The sequence below is a fragment of the Pseudomonas sp. M5A4_2d genome (genome assembly GCF_053345295.1).
Genome location: NZ_JBKEZW010000009.1, coordinates 146,597 through 166,448, shown reverse-complemented (window position 1 = coordinate 166,448; position 19,852 = coordinate 146,597). Strand labels below are relative to the sequence as shown.

General features: G+C 60.1%; 17 protein-coding genes and 1 pseudogene. 11 read left to right on the top strand and 7 right to left on the bottom strand.

The window, feature by feature from the left end; all coding sequences use genetic code 11:
- Positions 1-234 precede the first annotated feature (234 nt).
- Entirely contained in the window at positions 235-1,554 is a 1,320-nt protein-coding gene (locus tag ACLBW8_RS21315; RefSeq protein ID WP_221295570.1) for an MFS transporter, read from the top strand.
- Positions 1,555-1,693: 139 nt separating this feature from the next.
- Here ACLBW8_RS21315 and ACLBW8_RS21310 read toward each other — a convergent pair whose 3' ends face one another.
- Complete coding sequence (locus ACLBW8_RS21310) at positions 1,694-2,449, bottom strand: COG4705 family protein (protein WP_064453958.1); 756 nt, start codon at positions 2,447-2,449, stop codon at positions 1,694-1,696.
- A gap of 192 nt (positions 2,450-2,641) precedes the next feature.
- Here ACLBW8_RS21310 and ACLBW8_RS21305 point away from each other — a divergent pair, with 192 nt between their 5' ends.
- Positions 2,642-3,274 carry a flavin reductase family protein gene (locus ACLBW8_RS21305; RefSeq protein ID WP_447806235.1) on the top strand — a complete coding sequence of 211 codons (633 nt, stop codon included), beginning with the start codon at positions 2,642-2,644 and terminating at the stop codon, positions 3,272-3,274.
- 126 nt (positions 3,275-3,400) lie between these two features.
- Here the strand turns inward: ACLBW8_RS21305 and ACLBW8_RS21300 are convergent, their stop codons facing one another.
- Together ACLBW8_RS21300 and ACLBW8_RS21295 are read right to left on the bottom strand one after the other, a co-directional pair.
- Positions 3,401-3,649, bottom strand: coding sequence for a hypothetical protein (locus tag ACLBW8_RS21300; RefSeq protein WP_447806234.1), 249 nt, complete (start codon positions 3,647-3,649; stop codon positions 3,401-3,403).
- 43 nt (positions 3,650-3,692) lie between these two features.
- Complete coding sequence (locus ACLBW8_RS21295; RefSeq protein WP_064453961.1) at positions 3,693-4,034, bottom strand: antibiotic biosynthesis monooxygenase family protein; 342 nt, start codon at positions 4,032-4,034, stop codon at positions 3,693-3,695.
- Positions 4,035-4,362: 328 nt separating this feature from the next.
- Here ACLBW8_RS21295 and ACLBW8_RS21290 point away from each other — a divergent pair, with 328 nt between their 5' ends.
- On the top strand, positions 4,363-5,292 hold the full coding sequence (locus ACLBW8_RS21290) for an AraC family transcriptional regulator (protein ID WP_064453962.1): 930 nt from the start codon (positions 4,363-4,365) through the stop codon (positions 5,290-5,292).
- Positions 5,293-5,417: 125 nt separating this feature from the next.
- Here the strand turns inward: ACLBW8_RS21290 and ACLBW8_RS21285 are convergent, their stop codons facing one another.
- From ACLBW8_RS21285 to edd, 4 genes are all read right to left on the bottom strand, one after another.
- The gene (locus ACLBW8_RS21285) at positions 5,418-6,845 is read right to left on the bottom strand and encodes an ATP-binding protein (RefSeq protein ID WP_447806290.1); all 1,428 of its coding nucleotides are present in this window, start codon (positions 6,843-6,845) and stop codon (positions 5,418-5,420) included.
- Positions 6,846-6,876: 31 nt separating this feature from the next.
- Positions 6,877-7,611, bottom strand: a complete 735-nt coding sequence (locus tag ACLBW8_RS21280) for a response regulator (protein ID WP_053257795.1) — start codon at positions 7,609-7,611, stop codon at positions 6,877-6,879.
- 135 nt (positions 7,612-7,746) lie between these two features.
- Entirely contained in the window at positions 7,747-8,703 is a 957-nt protein-coding gene (locus ACLBW8_RS21275) for a glucokinase (RefSeq protein WP_128591785.1), read from the bottom strand.
- On the bottom strand, positions 8,700-10,526 hold the full coding sequence (gene edd, locus ACLBW8_RS21270; protein WP_064453965.1) for a phosphogluconate dehydratase: 1,827 nt from the start codon (positions 10,524-10,526) through the stop codon (positions 8,700-8,702). The genes ACLBW8_RS21275 and edd overlap by 4 nt, the downstream gene beginning before the upstream one ends.
- Before the next feature lie 221 nt (positions 10,527-10,747).
- Between edd and gap the strand changes: the two genes are divergently transcribed.
- From gap to ACLBW8_RS21230, 8 genes and pseudogenes are all read left to right on the top strand, one after another.
- Positions 10,748-11,749, top strand: coding sequence for a type I glyceraldehyde-3-phosphate dehydrogenase (gap, locus tag ACLBW8_RS21265; RefSeq protein WP_064453966.1), 1,002 nt, complete (start codon positions 10,748-10,750; stop codon positions 11,747-11,749).
- A 221-nt stretch (positions 11,750-11,970) separates the two neighbouring features.
- The gene (locus tag ACLBW8_RS21260) at positions 11,971-12,489 is read left to right on the top strand and encodes an RNA polymerase sigma factor (RefSeq protein WP_064453967.1); all 519 of its coding nucleotides are present in this window, start codon (positions 11,971-11,973) and stop codon (positions 12,487-12,489) included.
- A gap of 74 nt (positions 12,490-12,563) precedes the next feature.
- Positions 12,564-13,532, top strand: coding sequence for a FecR family protein (locus tag ACLBW8_RS21255; RefSeq protein WP_447806233.1), 969 nt, complete (start codon positions 12,564-12,566; stop codon positions 13,530-13,532).
- 116 nt (positions 13,533-13,648) lie between these two features.
- Positions 13,649-16,213, top strand: a complete 2,565-nt coding sequence (locus tag ACLBW8_RS21250; protein ID WP_447806232.1) for a TonB-dependent receptor — start codon at positions 13,649-13,651, stop codon at positions 16,211-16,213.
- A 138-nt stretch (positions 16,214-16,351) separates the two neighbouring features.
- Positions 16,352-16,960: a biliverdin-producing heme oxygenase gene (locus tag ACLBW8_RS21245; RefSeq protein ID WP_447806231.1), complete on the top strand. Its 609-nt coding sequence runs from the start codon at positions 16,352-16,354 to the stop codon at positions 16,958-16,960.
- Positions 16,961-17,115: 155 nt separating this feature from the next.
- Positions 17,116-17,517, top strand: coding sequence for a YbaN family protein (locus tag ACLBW8_RS21240; protein WP_447806289.1), 402 nt, complete (start codon positions 17,116-17,118; stop codon positions 17,515-17,517).
- A gap of 85 nt (positions 17,518-17,602) precedes the next feature.
- Positions 17,603-18,937: pseudogene (locus ACLBW8_RS21235) on the top strand (PDC sensor domain-containing protein); the annotation flags it as partial.
- A 102-nt stretch (positions 18,938-19,039) separates the two neighbouring features.
- Complete coding sequence (locus tag ACLBW8_RS21230; protein WP_407016289.1) at positions 19,040-19,795, top strand: methyl-accepting chemotaxis protein; 756 nt, start codon at positions 19,040-19,042, stop codon at positions 19,793-19,795.
- The last annotated feature ends 57 nt before the right edge of the window (positions 19,796-19,852 follow it).

Below are 19,852 nucleotides of genomic sequence, written 5' to 3'. Positions count from 1 at the left end.
GCATCCCTCCAGTTGGAATGGGATCGAATGTCGGAGCGGGCTTGCTCGCGAAGGGGCCAGTAGCGATAAGCGGATTTCCGCTCATCACCCTCAAACTATCAGCGACTTTCCGCTCAAAAAAATCTTGTAACCCTTCTAAACCGGGCCTTCAGCTATTTGGCACAGCTCCTGCTATAGCCGAACCAGGCAGCGTTCGCGCCGCTCCACAAAAACAATTAGATGAAGGATCCTTCAATGGATAACTCCAACACCTTGCCTCTGGGGTCGGCGGCTGCGCCGGCAAAAGAACGCAGTACGTCCAGCCGGATCAAATCGATCTTCAGCGGCTCCGTCGGCAACATGGTCGAGTGGTATGACTGGTACGTCTACGCCGCCTTCTCGCTGTACTTCGCCAAAGCCTTCTTCCCCGCCGGTTCTTCCACCGCCCAGTTGATGAACACCGCCGCCATCTTTGCCGTGGGCTTCATCATGCGCCCGATCGGTGGCTGGCTGATGGGCCTCTACGCCGACTACAAGGGCCGCAAGGCCGCACTGATGGCCTCGGTATTGCTGATGTGCTTCGGCTCGCTGCTGATCGCATTGACCCCGGGCTACGACACCATCGGCATCGGCGCACCGATCATGCTGGTGTTCGCACGCTTGCTGCAAGGCCTGTCGGTCGGCGGCGAGTACGGCACCTCGGCCACCTACTTGAGTGAAATGGCGACCAAGGAACGTCGCGGTTTCTTCTCCAGCTTCCAGTACGTGACCCTGATCTCCGGCCAGCTCATCGCCCTGGCCGTATTGATCATTCTGCAACAAACCCTGACCACCGAGCAGCTGTATGCCTGGGGCTGGCGCATCCCGTTCGCCATCGGCGCCTTGTGCGCAGTGGTCGCGCTGTTCTTGCGTCGCGGCATGGAAGAAACCGAGTCGTTCACCAAAAAGGAAAAAGCCAAGGAAAGCGCGATGCGCACCTTGATGCGCCACCCCAAGGAAGTGTTGACCGTGGTCGGCCTGACCATGGGCGGCACGCTGGCGTTCTACACCTACACCACCTACATGCAGAAATACCTGGTGAACACCGTCGGCATGAGCATCTCCGACTCCACCACCATTTCAGCCGCCACGCTGTTTCTGTTCATGTGCCTGCAACCCCTGGTCGGCGGGCTGTCCGACAAAGTCGGCCGGCGGCCGATCCTGATCGCGTTCGGCATCCTCGGCACGCTGTTCACCGTGCCGATCCTCACCACCCTGCACACCATCCAAAGCTGGTGGGGCGCGTTCTTTCTGATCATGGCAGCGCTGATCATTGTCAGCGGCTACACCTCGATCAATGCGGTGGTAAAAGCCGAGCTGTTCCCTACGGAAATCCGCGCCCTGGGCGTGGGCCTGCCGTATGCACTGACCGTTTCGATTTTCGGCGGTACCGCTGAATACATCGCGCTGTGGTTCAAGAGCATTGGCATGGAGACCGGTTACTACTGGTATGTGACCGCGTGTATCGCGGTGTCGCTGGTGGTCTACGTGACCATGAAAGACACCCGCAAGCATTCGCGGATTACCACGGACTAAAGGCTGGGCGCAGTAAAAAATGTGGGAGCGGGCTTGCTCGCGAACGCGGTGGATCAGTCAATATTTCCGTTGACTGAAACCCTGCATTCGCGAGCAAGCCCGCTCCCACATTTCGTTGCGTAGCGTTTCTTAAACAGGGTCAGGTCAGCTCTACGGACTGCTGACGACCATACCGGCGCTGCGCATACGACGCCCCGGCAATCATCACCACCAGTACCGCCGCCAACACCGCCGATGAACCGATGGTGCCGAAATCCAGCCCGCCCTTTTCATGAGGTTTGGTGAGGAAGTCGCCCAGGGTCGCACCAAACGGCCGGGTCAATACAAACGCCACCCAGAACAACAGCACCGAGGAGATTTTGGTGAAGTATTTGAGTGCCACTACCACCGCAATAGCCGAGCCGATCAGCAAAGCGCCGCCAGCGAAACCCAACCCGGAATCATCCGCGAGGAAGTCGCCCAACGCGGTGCCCAAGGTGTTCGAGAACAGAATCGCCATCCAATAAAACAGTTCGCCCCGAAAAGTCTGGACCTTGTTCACGTTCAGCGAATCACCGCTGACATGCCACAGGGCAAAGATGATCATCAGGATCGCGATCAGGATCATCGAGCCCGTCGCATAGCCAAGGCCCAGGGTACGGTCCATGAAATCCGACATCGTGGTGCCCGCCGTGCTGGTGGACAGAATCACGATCCAGTACAGCACCGGGTTGTAGGTTTTCGACCAGAGCTGTGTCACCAGGGTGACGAGAAACACACTGATCAGGATCATCGAGCTGATGGCGTACCCGACATTCAGGGTCATCGAGAGCAAATCCCCGGCGGTTTCGCCCAGGGTCGTTGCGCAGATTTTCATGACCCAGAACGCCAGGGTGATCTGAGGAAGTTTGTTCATGGTGCAGAAGGCTCCGAAGCTCAGTCTTTCAATGGGCCGACTTAGGGGGGTGTCGACCTGCCGCGCAGACTGAACGTGGCGCTGTGAAAAATAGGTGGGCACTAAATGAAAATTCCATACAGCCGATGGAAATTCGCCGCCATGAATTGCAGTATGGCGCCTTCAACGAACCCAACAGCAGGAACCCCGGCCATGTCTGACGATATCCATTTTTACGAACCCGCCAATGGCCACGGCTTGCCACACGACCCGTTCAATGCCATCGTCGGCCCACGGCCCATCGGCTGGATTTCCTCCCACGACAGCGAAGGCCGTCTGAACCTGGCGCCCTACAGTTTCTTCAATGCGTTCAACTACATCCCGCCGATCATTGGGTTTTCCAGCATCGGGCGCAAAGACAGCCTGAACAACATCGAGCAGACCGGCGAGTTTGTGTGGAACCTGGCCACCCGCCCGCTGGCCGAGCAGATGAACCAGAGTTGCGCAGCGGTAGCGCCGCAGGTGAATGAGTTCGAACTGTCCGGCCTGACGCCGGTGGCCTCGAAAATCGTCGGCGTGCCGCGTGTGGGCGAGAGCCCGGTGTCGTTCGAATGCAAGGTGACGCAGATTATTCAGCTGCAGCGCGCCGACAAGCAGTTGGTGCCAAGCTGGCTGGTGCTCGGCGAGGTCGTTGCCGTGCACATCGCCAAGTGGCTGCTCAAGGATGGGATTTACGACACCGCCGCCGCCGAGCCGATATTGCGTGGCGGTGGCCCGGCGGATTACTTCCAGTTGGGGCCGGAGGCACTGTTCAAGATGTATCGTCCAGGCGCCACTGCGCGCTGATTGGGATGCAATAAAAATGTGGCAGCGGGCTTGCTCGCGAAAGCGGTGGATCAGTCAATATTTCCAGTGACTGACGCTCTGCATTCGCGAGCAAGCCCGCTCCCACATTTGGATCGGCGGTGTTGTTTAGTTGGCGGCTGTTGACCAGGTCAACTGACCCTCTTCGTCCACATCGACCAGCCGCACCAATTGCGCGGCAGCCGCATCGTCGGCGTCGTCAGCGGTCTTGAACGTTTGTCCCTCAAGGACCTTGTGAAAGCGCGGTGCGCCCATGCCATCCAGTGCCTTGACGGCAATGGCAGCGCTGTAGCCACCCTCTTCTTCTCGCACCAAGGCGGAAACGGCTTCGTGGTGGGCAAACTCTTTACGTGCCATGTTGCAAATCCTGGCCAATGGGAAAGTCGGCCATTCTAAAGCACTAACCGGCCAGTTGCAGGTACTCGCCGTAGGCATGCGCAGCGGATGCCTCGGTAAAGGTCTGGAAGTCCATGCTGCGCACGACCATGTCGTTCAACAGCTCGGTAAAGATCATCAGGGCCGGCGAACTGAAGTAGGCGCTCATCGCCTGCTCGCTGCTCCAGAAGCCAGAGACCAGCCATACATCGGGATCGACCTGGGAATGCTGCAATGAAAACTGCAGGCAACCCTGAGCCTGACGGCCCGGTTCGATCAAACTGCTCAAACGTGCACCGAGTTCGGTGCTGCACCCGGTACGGGCGCGGATAAAGGCCATATGGCTCGCGGGAATGGGGGTGGACATGTTCGACTCTCCCGTTGAGAAGTGATGCTCGGCAAACACTGTGAGGGCGTGTTGCCACAGGATCAAAGATAGCGGCGCAGGTGTGGGCGTGGTTAGTCAATTCCTGCAGGCTTATTGCACAATCCTGCGAGAAGCGTAGATAAGACGTTTGGCACCCGGGATTTATTCCATGCACAGGCTCAGTGTTTCAGGCAGATGACAGGCATCGCGCTTGCCTGATTCACGACGTATCGCAGGATCAGGCAAGGATTGTGCAGAATCGACGTAACACTTTTTGAAACGTCACCGCTAAGCTGAGCCCATCAAAGAAGCTTGTAGAGGACACCCCATGTCGTCGCCGGAACATACGTCCATTCCCCTCGATGCCGAGACGGAAAAACAGCGCGTCGAACTCGCCAGCATCGTGCACCGACATACCTGGGAAGATGGCTCCTACGGCACGGCGATTACCTCGTTGTTCCTGAACCGCCACAACACACCGCGCGACTTCATGCCGGTGCTGGTCGAACCGGCCCTGTGCATCCTTGCCAGTGGTAGCAAGGAAGTGCGCCTGGCAGACGAGATTTTTGCCTACGACCCCCTCAACTATTTGGTGTTTTCGGTCGCAATGCCGGTGGCCGGCCGGATCATCGACGCGACGCCGCAAGACCCTAACCTGTCGGTGCGGATCAATATCGACCCGGCGCAACTGACGGCGCTGATTGCCGAGGCCGGCCCAATGGGCGTGCCATCGCGTCCGACTTCTCGCGGCATGTACGTCGACCGCATCGACGCCCAATTGCTGGACGCCGTGCTGCGCCTGACGCGCTTGCTGGACACCCCGAAAGACATCGCGATGCTCGCACCGTTGATCAACCGCGAAATCCTCTACCGGTTGCTGCGTGGTCCGCAAGGCTACCGACTGTATGAAATTGCCGTGGCCAACAGTCAGAGCCATCGTGTGAGCCAGGCGATCAAGTGGCTGAACGGCAACTATGAGCAGCCGCTGCGTATTGATGACCTGGCCAAGGAAGTGAACCTCAGTGTCTCGACCTTGCACCACCGCTTCAAGGCGATCACCGCCATGAGCCCGTTGCAATACCAGAAGCAGTTGCGTTTGCAGGAGGCGCGACGGTTGATGATCGCCGAAGGGCTGGAGGCCTCGGCGGCGGCGTATCGGGTGGGGTATGAAAGCCCGTCACAATTCAGCCGGGAATACAGCCGGTTGTTTGGGGCGCCACCGCTGAGAGATTTGGCCCGGTTGCGCCAAAGCATCTGACCCAAAGGCGTTCAAAATGTGGGAGCGGGCTTGCTCGCGAAAGCGGTGGATCAGTCAAAGTTTTCGGTGACTGACACTCTGCATTCGCGAGCAAGCCCGCTCCCACATTTGATCCTCTGTGTGCTTTAGTCCAGGGTTCGCGGGAGCTTTAAGGTGACTCGCAAACCACCCTCGCGCAGGTTCTGCAAACTCACTTCGCCGCCATGGCTGTGGGCGATGTTACGTGCGATACCCAGGCCCAGGCCATAACCCTGCTGCTGACCCGCGAGGCGAAAATGCGGTTCAAAGACTTGCTCCAGCCGCTGCTCCGGCACGCCTGGCCCCTCGTCATCAACGTGCAGGATGAATTCCGCGCCATCGTCCTCGATATGCAAGTGGGCGTTCTGCCCGTACTTCAACGCGTTATCGATCAGGTTGCCGATGCAGCGTTTAAGCGCCAGCGGCTTGCCCGGGTACGGTGCCAGGGCGCGGCCTTGCTGGGTGATGCGGCCGTTGCCGTTGGGCGCCAAGTACGGTTCTACCAGGCAATCGAGCACGTGATTGAGGTCGACCGGTTCGATGTTTTCATGGATATCGGTGTCTTTCACGCATTGCAGCGCGCCCTTGACCAACAACTCCAGTTCATCCAGGTCACGGCCGAATTTGTTTTGCAGGTTCTCGTCTTCAAGCAGTTCCACACGCAGGCGCAGGCGCGTGATCGGCGTGCGCAAATCATGGGATATCGCACTGAATAATTGGCTGCGCTCGGTCAGGTAGCGGCTGATGCGTTCACGCATGGCATTGAATGCACGGCCCACTTCCACCACTTCACTGCCGCCGCCTTCGGCCACCGGCTCCACATCCGCGCCCAGGGACATGTCGCGTGCCGCCCGTGCCAGGCGCTTGAGCGGCCGGCTCTGCCAGTGCACCAGCAGGCCGATAAACAACAACAGAAAGCCGCTGGTCAACACGATGAACCACACCTGCTGCGAAGGCAGGCCTTGTTCTTCAAGGCTGGTGTAGGGCTCGGGCAACAGCGAGGCAATGTACAACCACTCGCCCGGCGCAAGCTGGATCTGAGTGACCAACACGGGCGGGTTGACCGGTTCGAGCGTCAGCGCGTAATGCGCCCAGGAGCGCGGCAGTTCATCGAGCTTCAAGCCGGCATTGAAAATACGCAGGTCCTCGGCGCTGACGAATTCCACCGAAATATGCACGTCGCTGCCCAGGGTCTGGCGCAGCACTTCGTCCACCGCTTGCAACACCGCCTGCTTGCGCGGGGTCTGCGGCAATATCTGCATATCCAGTGGGCGATCGTTGAGCGTCACCACAAAGCGGGTGCCACCCATGCTGCGCAGTTGATCAAGCACTAACGGGCGGTAGGCCACCGGCAACGAGCGGAAATAACTCACGCTGGCCGTCATCGAATGCGCCAGGCTGCGGGCGCTGGTGACCAGGCCTTCGAGCTGGGTGGCGCGCAGTTGCGAGACCCAGATCACGCTGGACAGCGCCTGGGCGAACAGCACCGCAAGCAAGGTCAGCAGCAACATCCGCCCCAACAGTGAGCGCGGCACCGGGAAGCGCCGGCGACGCTCGGTCAACGGCTCAGTGGGCATTGCCGGCAACCACGCTGGCTGCCAGTTGATAACCGCTGCCGCGCACGGTGCGGATCAGCCTTGGAGGTTTTTCGGTATCGCGCAGGCGTTGGCGAAGGCGGCTGACGGCCATGTCGACGATTCGGTCCAGCGGCATCAGGTCGCGGCCACGGGTGGCGTTGCCGATAGTGTCGCGGTCGAGAATTTGTTGAGGGTGGTCGAGAAACAATTTAAGCAGGGCAAAGTCGGCCCCGGAGAGAATCACCTCTTCACCGTCAACGTGAAACAAGCGATGGCTGATCATGTCCAGGCGCCATTCATCGAACACCCACACATCGCCGCCGATGCTGCGTTCCTGGCCAAACTGGGCACGCCGCAGCAGGGCTTTGATCCGCGCTTGCAGCTCGCGAGGGCTGAAGGGTTTGCCGATGTAGTCGTCCGCGCCCAGCTCCAGGCCGATCACACGGTCGGCTTCGTCGGAACTGGCGGTGAGCATGATGATCGGCACCTGCGCCTGGCGCGGGTGCTGGCGAATCCAGCGGCAGAGGCTGAAACCGTCTTCGTCCGGCAACATCACATCGAGGATGACCAGGTCGCACGGCGCCTCGTTCATCGCCTGGCGGAACCCCGCGCCATCCGGCACGCCACGCACCTGGAAGCCGGCGCGACTGAGGTAGGTTTGCAGCAATTCGCGGATTTCCTGGTCGTCGTCGACGAGGAGAATCGATTTACTGATTACGCTCACGGGGTCCTCCTTGTTGTTATGGCCAAGCTTAAGTCATTTGTTGCCCTTCGACCTATCGCGAGCAAGCCCGCTCCCACACTTGGAATGCATTTCAAAATGTGGGAGCGGGCTTGCTCGCGAAGAGGCCATCAGTACCTATGCAAAAGCTTGCTCCAGCGCCACTCCCGCCCCGGTCAACCCGGAATACGGCGCAGTCACCAGCCACACCGGAATACCGTTGAAGTAATCGCTCATGCAGCCTTTGTCGCGAAAACTCTTGGCAAAGCCGCTGTTGATAAAGAAGTCGGCAAACCGCGGAATCACCCCGCCCACGATGTACACACCACCGCGTCCACCGGTGGTCAACACGTTGTTACCCGCCACGCGGCCCAGCCAGATGCTGAACTGGTTCAACACTTCAATCGCTACCGGGTCGCCGGCCAGGCCAGCCGCGGTAATGGCTTCCGGCGTGTCCAGCTCCGGCGTGTGCCCATCGACTGCACAAATGGCGCGGTACACACGCGGCAGGCCGCCACCGCTCAAGGCCGTTTCGGCGCTGACATGGCCGATCTCATTGTAGATGTGCTGCCACAGCTGGGTTTCACGCGGGCTGCTCAGCGGCAGGTCGACATGACCGCCCTCCCCCGGCAGCGCCGCCCAGCGACCTTCGCCAAAATCCAGCAAGGTGCCAACGCCCAGGCCAGTGCCCGGGCCGATGACCACAGCAGGGCGCAACGGCTCCGGCGTGCCTTCGCAGACCACGCGGAATTCGTCGGGTTTGAGGCGAGTCATGCCCAGGGCCATCGCCGTGAAGTCATTGACCAGCAGCAGCTCATCCACCTGCAAGGTTTTGCAAAATGCAGTTTTGCTCAGGCGCCAGTGATTGTTGGTGAATTTAAATTCATCGCCACTCACCGGCCCGGCGACCGACAGGCACACCGCACCGATGTCCCCGCTTTCCAGGCCCTCTTCCTTGAGGTAGACCTTGATGGCCTCCTCAGGGCTCTGGTGATCCGCAGTGGCATGCACGCGGATCGAATGCAGTTCCTGATCCCGCCACAACGCAAAACGGGCGTTGGTACCCCCAATATCACCGACCAGCGCAAGCTTCACTTAAGCGTCTCCAAGGCAGAGGTAAAGGCGCTGGCGCCTTGCTCTGCGGAGCTTGCGGCCATGCGCATAAATGCAAACAGTTCGCGACCGGCCCCCACGTTATTGCCCAACAGGCCCGTGGCAGGCGTGCGCGCTGCGAATTCTTCGGCGTCCACCTTAAGCTCCAGGGTGCCCTTCACGCCATCGACGCGAATGATATCGCCATCTTGGACCCGTGCCAGTGGCCCGCCGCTCTGAGCTTCGGGGTTGACATGAATCGCGGCGGGGATCTTACCCGACGCGCCGGACATACGCCCGTCTGTTACCAACGCCACTTTGAAACCACGGTCCTGCAACACGCCGAGGAACGGCGTCATTTTGTGCAGTTCCGGCATGCCGTTGGAGCGCGGGCCCTGGAAGCGCATGACCGCGACAAAGTCTTTTTCCAGTTGGCCGGCCTTGAACGCGTCGGCCAAATCCTGCTGATCCTGGAACACCACCGCCGGGGCTTCGACGATCTGGTGCTCAGGCGCCACGGCGGAGACTTTCATTACGCCGCGACCAAGGTTGCCCTCCATCACGCGCAGGCCGCCTTCCGGTGAAAACGCGCGGGCCACGGGGCGCAGGATGGTTTCGTCGAGGCTTTCGATCGGGCCGTCGCGCCAGATCAGCTCGCCGTCGACCAGGAACGGCTCCTGGGTGTAACGGCTCAGGCCCTTGCCGGCCACGGTGTTGACATCTTCGTGCAGCAAGCCGGCTTCAAGCAGTTCGCGGATCAGGAACGACATGCCGCCCGCTGCCTGGAAGTGGTTGATGTCGGCTTTGCCGTTTGGATACACGTGGGACAGGGTCGGTACCACCTCGGAGAGGTCGGCCATGTCCTGCCAGGTGAGGATGATGCCTGCCGACATGGCGATCGCCGGCATGTGCAGGGTGTGGTTGGTGGAACCGCCGGTGGCATTGAGCGCCACGATGGAGTTGACGATGGATTTCTCGTCGACGATCTCGCCGATCGGCGTGAAGCTGCCGCTGGCCTTGGTCAGGCGGGTGACCTGGTGCGCGGCTTCGCGGGTCAGCGCATCACGCAGCGGCGTGTAGGGGTTGACGAACGAGGCGCCCGGCAAGTGCAGGCCCATGACTTCCATCAGCAACTGGTTGGTGTTGGCGGTGCCGTAAAAGGTGCAGGTGCCGGGGCTGTGGTAGGACTTCATCTCCGATTCCAGCAGCTCTTCGCGGGTGGCCTTGCCTTCGGCGTAGCGCTGGCGCACATCGGCTTTCTGCTTGTTGGAAATGCCCGACGGCATTGGGCCGCCCGGTACGAAGATCATCGGCAGATGACCGTAGCGCAACGCGCCCATCATCAGGCCCGGCACGATTTTGTCGCAAATGCCCAGCATCAGCGCCGCATCGAACATGTTGTGGGACAACGCTACCGCCGTGGACATCGCGATGACTTCGCGGCTGAGCAGGCTCAGCTCCATGCCGGGCTCACCTTGGGTCACGCCATCGCACATGGCAGGCGTGCCACCGGCGAACTGGCCGACCGAGCCGACTTCGCGCAGGGCTTTCTTGATGTGTTCAGGGAAGTGTTCGTACGGCTGGTGCGCCGAGAGCATGTCGTTATATGAAGAAACAATTGCCACGTTGGCGGCATTCATCATGCGCAGACTATTTTTATCTTCAGTGCCGCAGCCGGCGACGCCGTGGGCAAAGTTGGCGCATTGCAGCTTACCGCGCATCGGGCCGTCGCTGGCGGCGCCGCGAATGAGCGCAAGGTAAGCCTCGCGGGTTGCACGACTGCGGGCGATAAGCCGTTCGGTGACCTCAATAACGCGGGGATGCATGTGTAGAACTCCAGGCTAACGGATGTGGCGACCTGCGTTCCTATGCTGATCAAACGCCCGCAGCTCATGGGATGGCAGGGTGTCGTTTGAATCATCGGACCAGTTGATTCAGGTCACTCGTTGTAGATTGAACAAAATATTGCCACTAAAAAGGCTTGTTTTCTATTTTTATGCGAATAATCTTGTAATTCTTACAACAAATCGACGACAGGCACTTTCCAATGACTCTTCGTATCGCAATCAATGGTTTTGGCCGTATCGGCCGTAATGTCCTGCGCGCACTGTATACCCAAGGCTATCGCCAGGATTTGCAGATCGTCGCCATCAACGATTTGGGCGACAGCTCGATCAACGCCCACCTGCTCAAATACGACACCGTACATGGCACTTTCGAAGCAGAGGTCGCCCACGATCAGGAAAGCCTGACCGTCAATGGTGACCGGATTGCCGTCAGTGCCATTCGCAACCCGGCCGACCTGCCGTGGGCTGCGCACAAGATCGACGTGGTGTTCGAGTGCACCGGTCTGTTTACCGACCGTGACAAGGCTGCCGCCCATATTACTGCTGGCGCACGCAAGGTGATCATCTCGGCCCCGGCCAAAGGCGCCGATGCCACCGTGGTTTACGGTGTGAACCATGACATTTTGCGTCAATCGCACCAGATCATCTCCAACGCGTCGTGCACGACTAACTGCCTGGCGCCGGTCGCCCAGGTGCTGCACCGCGAGCTGGGCATTGAAAGCGGCCTGATGACCACCATTCACGCCTACACCAACGACCAGAACCTGACCGACGTCTACCACACCGACCCGTACCGTGCGCGCTCGGCGACCCAGAACATGATCCCGAGCAAAACCGGCGCCGCTGAAGCGGTAGGCCTGGTGCTGCCGGAACTGGCGGGCAAACTGACCGGGATGGCAGTGCGTGTGCCGGTGATCAACGTGTCGCTGGTGGACCTCACTGTGCAGTTGAAAAAAGACGCCACGGCCGAGCAAGTCAACGCCCTGCTCAAAGAAGCCAGCCAGCACTCGAAAATCCTCGGTTACAACACCCTGCCGCTGGTTTCCAGTGACTTCAACCATAACCCGCTGTCGTCGATCTTCGATGCCAATCACACCAAGGTAAGCGGCAAACTGTTGAAAGTGCTGGCCTGGTACGACAACGAATGGGGCTTCTCCAACCGTATGCTGGATAACTGCCTGGCGCTGTGCAACGCCGAGTAATGCTCGGCCTGTGTGGGAGCTGGCTTCTATGGGGGCTGGCTTGCCTGCGATAGCATCACCTCGGTTTGACTGAAATACCCAGGTGCCTGCATCGCGGGCAAGCCCGGCGCCCACAAAAAACCCTTCCCACATTTGATCGGTGCTGGCTCACAGCAATAGCCACTTGCCATTTCAGTTGATGATAAGCATTATCATTAACTGCCTATCGGTCTGGTGTCACTGTGAGCCAATCTCGCTTCAACCAAGTCTTTCTCACCCAACGGGTGATTCTGCTACGCACTTTGCAGCGGATGGTGAATAACCCCAGCACCGCCGAGGACCTGTTGCAGGAAACCTATCTGCGCGTCACCCGGGCCCTCAGCGAGCGGCCGATCGACCACCTTGAACCCTTCGTCTATCAAACCGCGCGAAATCTTGCGTTGGATCATCTGCGCTCGCGCAGGATCCAGGCGCGCACGCTGCAGGAAGATGTCCCGCTGGACGTGCTGCAAAGCGTCGCCGATCCCATCAGCACACCCGAAGACGCGACCCAGGCCGAGCAACTGCTCGAACACCTGAGCGTCAGCCTCGGCCAGTTGAGCGCCCGCCAGCAGCAGATTTTCATCCTCAGCCGCCTGCACGGTTGCAGCTATCAGGAGATTGCCGACCAGTTGCAAGTGTCCTTGAGCACCGTGCAAAAGGAACTGAAATTGATCATGGCCATCTGTGTAGGTGTGGCCGAACGTCTGGATCAGCCTTAAGCTTCACCCGACAGAAGTGTCGATCCAGATTGCAGGAAAAATGAATAGAACGTGGCGAAGACCCGAGGAACACCGTGACGGCCCCGAATAAACTGCGTCCCCATGAGCTGGCTCATGAGGTGTTGCAAGACACGGCTATGGACCAGGCTCTCGACTGGCTGATCGCCTTGCAGTGCCCACAACCCGGGCAGCAAGCCGAGTTCGACGCCTGGCTGGCCAGCGACCCGGCGCACCCGCACGCATTCAGCAAAGCCCAGGCCGCCTGGGGTGGCGCGCCGGTGTACAGCGCCGCTGTGGCGCTGGCCGCGCCGCGCAAGCCGACGGTCTGGCGCCGTATCAAACCCCATTGGAAACCGATTGCCACCGCCGCCGTGCTGTTGGTCGGCCTGTTCAGCTTCAGCAACCTGCCCGTTCGCCTGCAAGCCGACCACCTCACGGTGGTCGGCGAACGCCAGCGTCTGCAGTTGGACGACGGCTCCAAAGTGCTGCTGAACACCAACTCGGCGTTTTCCAGCAGCATCAAGGACCAGCAGCGCGTCGCCCGCCTTTACCAGGGCGAGGCGTTTTTCGAAGTGACGCCCAATCGTGGCCTGCCCCTGGAGATTGACGCAGGCCCCGTGCGCGCCAGCGTGCGCGACACCGACTTCGCCGTGCGTTATCTCAACGGCGAGGCCCAGGTGCAGGTGCAGCGCGGTGATGTCGACCTGAGCAACACGTTCGATGATGCCCGCGTTCGCCTGAGCGCCGGCGAGAGCATCCGTATCGGCCCAAAGGGTTTCGGCCAACCCGCCAAGCTGGATGCCAGCAAGGAGCTGGCCTGGGTCCAGGGCCGGCTGGTGTTCGAAAACTGCCCAATGAGCGAAGTGCTCGCCGAGCTGCGACGCTATTACCCAGGCTGGATCGTCAACAACAACGACAAGCTCGCCAGCACCGCCGTCACCGGCAACTACCGCCTCGACCAGCCCCTCAACGTGGTGCGCTCGCTGGCGCACATCACCTCGGCCAAGCTTTCGGAATACCCGGCGCTGGTGATCCTGAACTAAATGAGAATTATTTTTACTCGATAGTAACCGGCGGTACGTCTCGTTATAGCCAATGCAACTGATTCCTATTTGATTCGGTTCGCAACTATAAGATTCGTATCTCCGGAGCGCTCTCGATGTACTCTCGTTTCAACCGCCGGTCCTCTTCGCCCGTCCTGTCCTTGCTGACCGCTGCCCTCCTGCTGGCCAGCGCGCCGGCCATGGCCGCCACCGCCGCCGAACCTGCCGCGCGCAGTCACGGCAATTACAGTTTCAGCATTGAGCAGCAACCTCTGGTTTCGGCATTGAATGCCTTTACCGCCGTGACCGGCTGGCAAGTCGGCCTGCCCGCGGAGTTGGGCCAGGGCGTATCGTCCCCCGGCGTGCGCGGTGCACTGTCGCCGGAAAAAGCCCTGGACCGGCTGTTGGTGGGGACCAACCTGAGCTATCGCAAACTGGGCAATAACACCATCGTCCTGGAGAAACGTGCGGCGGGCAGCGTGCTCAACCTGCAACAGGTGACCATCAGCGCCACCCGTAACGAGCAGGACGTCAGCAGCGTGCCAAGCACCGTCACTGTTCAGGATCGCAAGGCGCTGGACCGCCAGAACGTCAACACCATTCGTGAACTGGTGCGCTACGAGCCCAACGTGTCGGTCGGCGGCGCAGGCACCCGCGCCAGCAACGCGGGCTACAACATTCGCGGCATCGACGGCGACCGCATCCTCACTCAGGTAGACGGTGTGGAAGTGCCGGACAACTTCTTCAACGGCCCCTACGCCAAGACGCGCCGCAACTACGTCGACCCGGAAATCGTCAAGCGCGTGGAAATCCTCCGTGGCCCGGCCTCGGCCCTCTACGGCAGCAGCGCGATCGGCGGCGCAGTGAGTTACTTCACCCTCGATCCGGACGACATCATCAAGCCCGGCCAGGACGTCGGCGCCCGCCTGAAAACCGGCTACAGCTCCGCCGACGACAGTTGGCTGACTTCCGGCACCGTCGCCGGCCGCGTGCAGGACGTCGACGGCTTGCTGCACCTGAGCCAGCGTAATGGCCATGAAATGGAATCCTACGACGGCAACAACGCCACCGGCCTGGCCCGCACCGGGGCGAACCCGGAGGATGCGCGCACCACCAATATCCTCGCCAAGTTGGGCTGGAACTACGGTGACGACAATCGCCTGGGCCTGACCTACGAGAAGTTCAAGGACGATCGCGACGTTAACTTGAAGAATGCCGTGGGCGGACCGTTCATCGGTGGTCGTGGGATGAATCTGTACCGCGCCCGCTCAGGCAACGACACCATCACCCGTGAGCGCTTCGGCCTGGAAAACACCTTTGCCCTTGAGTCGCCGGTTGCCGATCGCATCAAGACCAGCCTGAACTACCAGATCGCCAAGACCGACCAGACCACCGCCGAAATCTACCAGGCGGGTCGTCGCGTATTACGCACCCGTGACACGCTTTACGAAGAAAAGCAGTGGGTCTTCGACGCCCAACTGGACAAGGCTTTCAGCATCGGTGAAACCGATCACCAGGTGACCTATGGCACCACACTCAAACAGCAAAAAGTGACCGGCTCCCGCGAAGGTTCAGCCTCCTGCCTCGCCGTTGGCTCGGGTTGCACGGCCGTCGGCGCCCCAAGCCCCATGGCCGCCGACAGCGTGAAAAAGTCCAGCGACTTCCCGGACCCGACCATTAACACCTACTCGCTGTTTGCGCAGGACCAGATCACCTGGAACAAATGGACCTTCCTGCCCGCCGTGCGCTACGACTACACCCAGCTCAAACCCAAGCTGACCCAGGAATTCCTCAACACCGTCGACCCTAACCGGATCTACGATCACAGCAATGCGGAAAAAACCTGGCACCGTGTCACCCCTAAATTCGGCCTGACCTACGCGCTGACCGATCACTACACCTGGTTCGGCCAATACGCTGAAGGCTTCCGCACACCGTCGGCCAAAGCCTTGTATGGCCGCTTTGAAAACTTGAATGAGGGCTACACCGTCGAGCCCAACCCGAACCTCAAGCCTGAGAGCAGTAAAGGCGTGGAAACCGGGATTCGTGGCAACTTCGACGAAGGTTCGTTCGATATCGCTGTGTTTTACAACAAGTACCGCGACTTCATCGACGAGGACGCCTCGGTTGCCGGCGGCACCGTGCAACAGTTCGAAGCCAACAACATCAAGCACGCCACCATCAAGGGCATTGAAGCCAAAGGCCGCCTGAACCTCGACGCCTTCGGCGCACCGCAAGGCCTCTACACCCAAGGCTCGGTTGGCTACACCTACGGCCGCAACGACGACAACGGCGAGCCGCTCAACAGCGTAAACCCACTTAAAGGCGTATTCGGCCTGGGTTACGAGCAAGAGCAATACGGTGCGTTGGTCAGCTGGACGCTGGTCAAGAAACAGAATCGCGTCGACAGCACCACCTTCCACGCACCTGATGGCAGCACCAGTGCCCCGTTCAAAACGCCTGGCTTCGGCATCGTCGACCTGACCGGCTACTACAAAGTTACCAACGACGTGACCATCAACGGCGGCCTCTACAACCTCACCGACAAGAAATACTGGAACTGGGATGACGTGCGCAGCTACGACGGTGTCGGCGAAGCGGGTGTTACAGCGCCCGCCAACCTCGACCGCCTGACCCAGCCCGGCCGCAACTTTGCGATCAACCTGATCTGGGACATCTGACCACTTCCTCCTTACCTCGCCACGATTAAACAGCGGCGAGGTGAGGATTTTTTACTGTGCCGCGTCTTCTTGTTCGTCTAGTTGATAACCGCTCTCTTTAGGGCACCCAGGCGCTACTCTTCTCAAGGACTTTTTTCGATGACTGCTTCCCCTACCGCAGAACGCCCAAGCCTGCGCTCCCAGCGCCTGAACCAGATCACTCACGTGCCGCACACCCAGCTCGATGCGCTGGTCAAAGCCCACGCCCCGTTCGAAACCCAAGCCAACTTCGCCCGCTTCGTGGTCGCGCAATACCTGTTCCAATCAGAATTGGTAGCCCTGTACAACGACCCCGAGTTGATCAAGATCGTCCCGGACCTGGCCGAACGCTGCCGCGCCGATGCCGCCAAGCTGGACCTCGGTGACCTCGACACTGAAGTGCCAGCACCGGTCGCCGGCGCCGTGAAAAACCCGAGCAAGGCCGAAGCCCTGGGTTGGCTGTTCGTGTCCGAAGGTTCCAAGCTGGGCGCTGCGTTCCTGATCAAGCGCGCCGTAGGCCTGGGCCTGAGCGAAACCTTCGGGGCCCGCCACCTCGGCGAGCCGGCCGGTGGTCGCGCCGAAGGCTGGAAGCGTTTCACCCGCACCCTCGACGGCCTGGCGTTCAGCGCCGAAGAAGAAGCCGCGGTCGAAAAAGGTGCGATCGATGCGTTTGTGCGCTTCACCGTGTTGCTGGAACAGGCGTACGCTACGGCCCCTGAACTGGCGTAACACTCGAATTGAAATGCAATCAACTGTGGGAGCGGGCTTGCTCGCGAAAGCGCAGGGTCAGTCATGAATATATTGACTGACACACCGCATTCGCGAGCAAGCCCGCTCCCACAGTTGAATCTCATTGCATACTGACTTCTGTGATCACCCAACCCATGACCGGCAAAACCCAATCCACCTCAAAAATGGCGCAGATCCTCTTTGGCCTGCTGGCCTACGTCAGCCTGGGCATTGGGTTGGTGGCGATTGTGATACCGGGTCTGCCCACCACCGAATTCATCCTGCTGGCCGCCTGGGCCGCGACTAAAAGCTCGCCGCGCTTGAGTGCCTGGCTGGAAAACCACCGGCTGTTCGGGCCGATTCTGTTCAACTGGCGCAACGGCAAGATCATCGCGCGCCGGGCCAAAGTCAGCGCCACTGTGAGCATGTTGCTATGTGCCGGTTTGATGCTGGTGATGCTCGACCACGGCTGGCCGATCTACCTGGCGATTGCCGGGATGAGCCTGGGCAACCTGTGGATCTGGTCACGCCCGGAACGGCTTGCAACCCCCGTGTAACGCCGCGTTCAAGCTTTTGCCTACCGCTCATCGCCTCCGCCTCATGAAACATCACGTTACGCCGATGTTCCGGACATAGCGCCGAATGGACTTGGCTCGCCCTGCTTGCTTTCTAACAAGTCCAATCGCGAGTGAACCTATGTTCGACACCCTCTCCATCCGCTTGAAAATAGTGCTGCTGTCGGGCCTTTGCCTCCTGGGGGTGATCGCGCTGATCGTCGGCATCAACCTTTACGAAGCCGACCAGAACAACCGACTGGTCAGCGAATCAAGCTCGCGAATGCTCACCAACAGTGTGCAGAACCTGTTGCAGGCCAAGGCCGCTGAACAGGCCGTACAACTGCAAAAAACCTTCGGCGAAAGCCTGGTCGTCGTCACCGCGCTGGCCGACCAGATCAAGGGCCTGCGCAACACGGCCGCCAAGCGCGGGCTGGACGCAAGCGCCCTGCGTGAAGAACTCAACCAGAGCCTCAAGACCGCCTTCGAGCGCAACAGCAAAGTGCTGGGTATCTGGCTGTCGTTCGAACCCAACGCCCTGGATGGCAAGGACAGCGAGTTCGTCGACGACAAAGCCCGCGTTTCCAACGAAAAAGGTCGCTTCTCCAGCTACTGGAGCCGCGCCGGCGGCGATGGCCTGAACACCGTGATGGTCGAAGACGACCTGATCAAGACCACGCCCAATCTCAGCGGTACGCCCTACAACATCTGGTACACCTGCCCACGAGACACGCGCACTGTGTGCCTGCTGGACCCGTACGCCGACGAAGTCGCCGGCAAGCAGGTGCTGATGACCACCATTTCGCTACCGTTAATCGTGGACGGTAAAGTCATCGGTGTGGTGGGCATCGACCTGGCCTTGAATGCCCTGCAAGCCGCCACGGATGCGGCGCAAAAAGACCTGTTCAACGGTGCCGGCTACCTGGAAATCCTCTCCAGCACCGGCTTGATTGCGGCATTCAGTGGCCAACCGGACAAGGTCGGCAAAAACCTGATCGACACCATTGGCGCCGAAGGCAAAGACATCGTGCAACTGCTGGCCAGTGAAACCCGCATGATCCGCGAACAGGACGACACGATTCGCGCCGTGTACCCGGTGAAACCCATTGCCGATGCAAAATCCTGGGGTGTGGTCATCAAACTGCCGAAAGAAGTGATGCTGGCCGACGCACTGAAACTGCAAGGGATACTCGACAAGGCCCAAAACGCCTCCACGCTCAAAGCGCTGCTGGTCGGCGCGGCCGCCGCCTTGCTCGGCTTGCTATTGATCTGGCTGACCGCCACCGGCGTCACCCGCCCAATCAATACCGTCGCCGCCATGCTCAAGAACATCGCCAGCGGCGAAGGTGACCTCACCCAGCGCCTGAGCTATGCCAAGAAAGACGAATTGGGCGAGCTGGCAAACTGGTTCAACCGCTTCCTCGACAAGCTGCAGCCGACCATCGCACAGATCAAGCAAAGCATCACCGAAGCACGTGGCACGGCAGATCAGTCTTCAGCCATCGCGCGCCAGACCAGCGAAGGCATGCAGGTGCAGTTCCGCGAAATCGACCAGGTCGCCACCGCCTCCAATGAAATGAGCGCTACCGCCCATGAAGTGGCCAACAGCGCCTCCAACGCCGCCAGCGCGGCGCGCGGGGCGGATCAGTCGGCGCGTGATGGCATGTCGATCATTGAACAGAGCACCCGTGATATCACCACCCTCGCCGACGAAGTCAGCAAAGCGGTGAGTGAAGTCGAAGCCCTGGCGGTGAACAGCGAGCAGATCGGCTCGGTGCTGGAAGTGATCCGCAGCATTGCCGAGCAGACCAACCTGCTGGCACTCAACGCCGCCATCGAAGCCGCACGCGCCGGGGAAAGCGGGCGTGGCTTTGCGGTGGTGGCCGACGAAGTACGCAACCTGGCCAAACGTACCCAGGATTCGGTGGAAGAGATTCGCCTGGTGATCGAACGCATCCAGAGCGGAACGCGGGGCGTGGTAGCGACTATGCATTCCAGCCAACACCAGGCCCAGAGCAATGCCGGGCAGATCCATCAAGCGGCGCAAGCGTTAGGCAAGATCAGCGATGCGGTGACAGTAATCAGCGACATGAACCTGCAAATCGCCAGCGCCGCAGAACAACAGAGCGCTGTGGCCGAAGAGGTCAATCGCAATGTTTCGGCAATCCGCACCGTGACCGAAACCCTCACCAGCCAGGCCACTGAGTCGGCGGCCATCAGCAGCCAACTGAACGCGTTAGCCAGCCAGCAGATGAAGTTGATGGATCAGTTCAAGGTGTAACGCCTGACTTGAAAATGATGATGAGCAAATGTGGGAGCGGGCTTGCTCGCGAATGCG

Bases quoted from the DNA above. Each gene is read 5' to 3' on its own strand.
- ACLBW8_RS21315 (WP_221295570.1), top strand. From the start codon at position 235: ATGGATAACTCCAACACCTTGCCTCTGGGGTCGGCGGCTGCGCCGGCA.
- ACLBW8_RS21310 (WP_064453958.1), bottom strand. From the start codon at position 2,449: ATGAACAAACTTCCTCAGATCACCCTGGCGTTCTGGGTCATGAAAATC.
- ACLBW8_RS21305 (WP_447806235.1), top strand. From the start codon at position 2,642: ATGTCTGACGATATCCATTTTTACGAACCCGCCAATGGCCACGGCTTG.
- ACLBW8_RS21300 (WP_447806234.1), bottom strand. From the start codon at position 3,649: ATGGCACGTAAAGAGTTTGCCCACCACGAAGCCGTTTCCGCCTTGGTG.
- ACLBW8_RS21295 (WP_064453961.1), bottom strand. From the start codon at position 4,034: ATGTCCACCCCCATTCCCGCGAGCCATATGGCCTTTATCCGCGCCCGT.
- ACLBW8_RS21290 (WP_064453962.1), top strand. From the start codon at position 4,363: ATGTCGTCGCCGGAACATACGTCCATTCCCCTCGATGCCGAGACGGAA.
- edd (WP_064453965.1), bottom strand. From the start codon at position 10,526: ATGCATCCCCGCGTTATTGAGGTCACCGAACGGCTTATCGCCCGCAGT.
- gap (WP_064453966.1), top strand. From the start codon at position 10,748: ATGACTCTTCGTATCGCAATCAATGGTTTTGGCCGTATCGGCCGTAAT.
- ACLBW8_RS21250 (WP_447806232.1), top strand. From the start codon at position 13,649: ATGTACTCTCGTTTCAACCGCCGGTCCTCTTCGCCCGTCCTGTCCTTG.
- ACLBW8_RS21245 (WP_447806231.1), top strand. From the start codon at position 16,352: ATGACTGCTTCCCCTACCGCAGAACGCCCAAGCCTGCGCTCCCAGCGC.
- ACLBW8_RS21240 (WP_447806289.1), top strand. From the start codon at position 17,116: ATGACCGGCAAAACCCAATCCACCTCAAAAATGGCGCAGATCCTCTTT.
- ACLBW8_RS21230 (WP_407016289.1), top strand. From the start codon at position 19,040: ATGCAGGTGCAGTTCCGCGAAATCGACCAGGTCGCCACCGCCTCCAAT.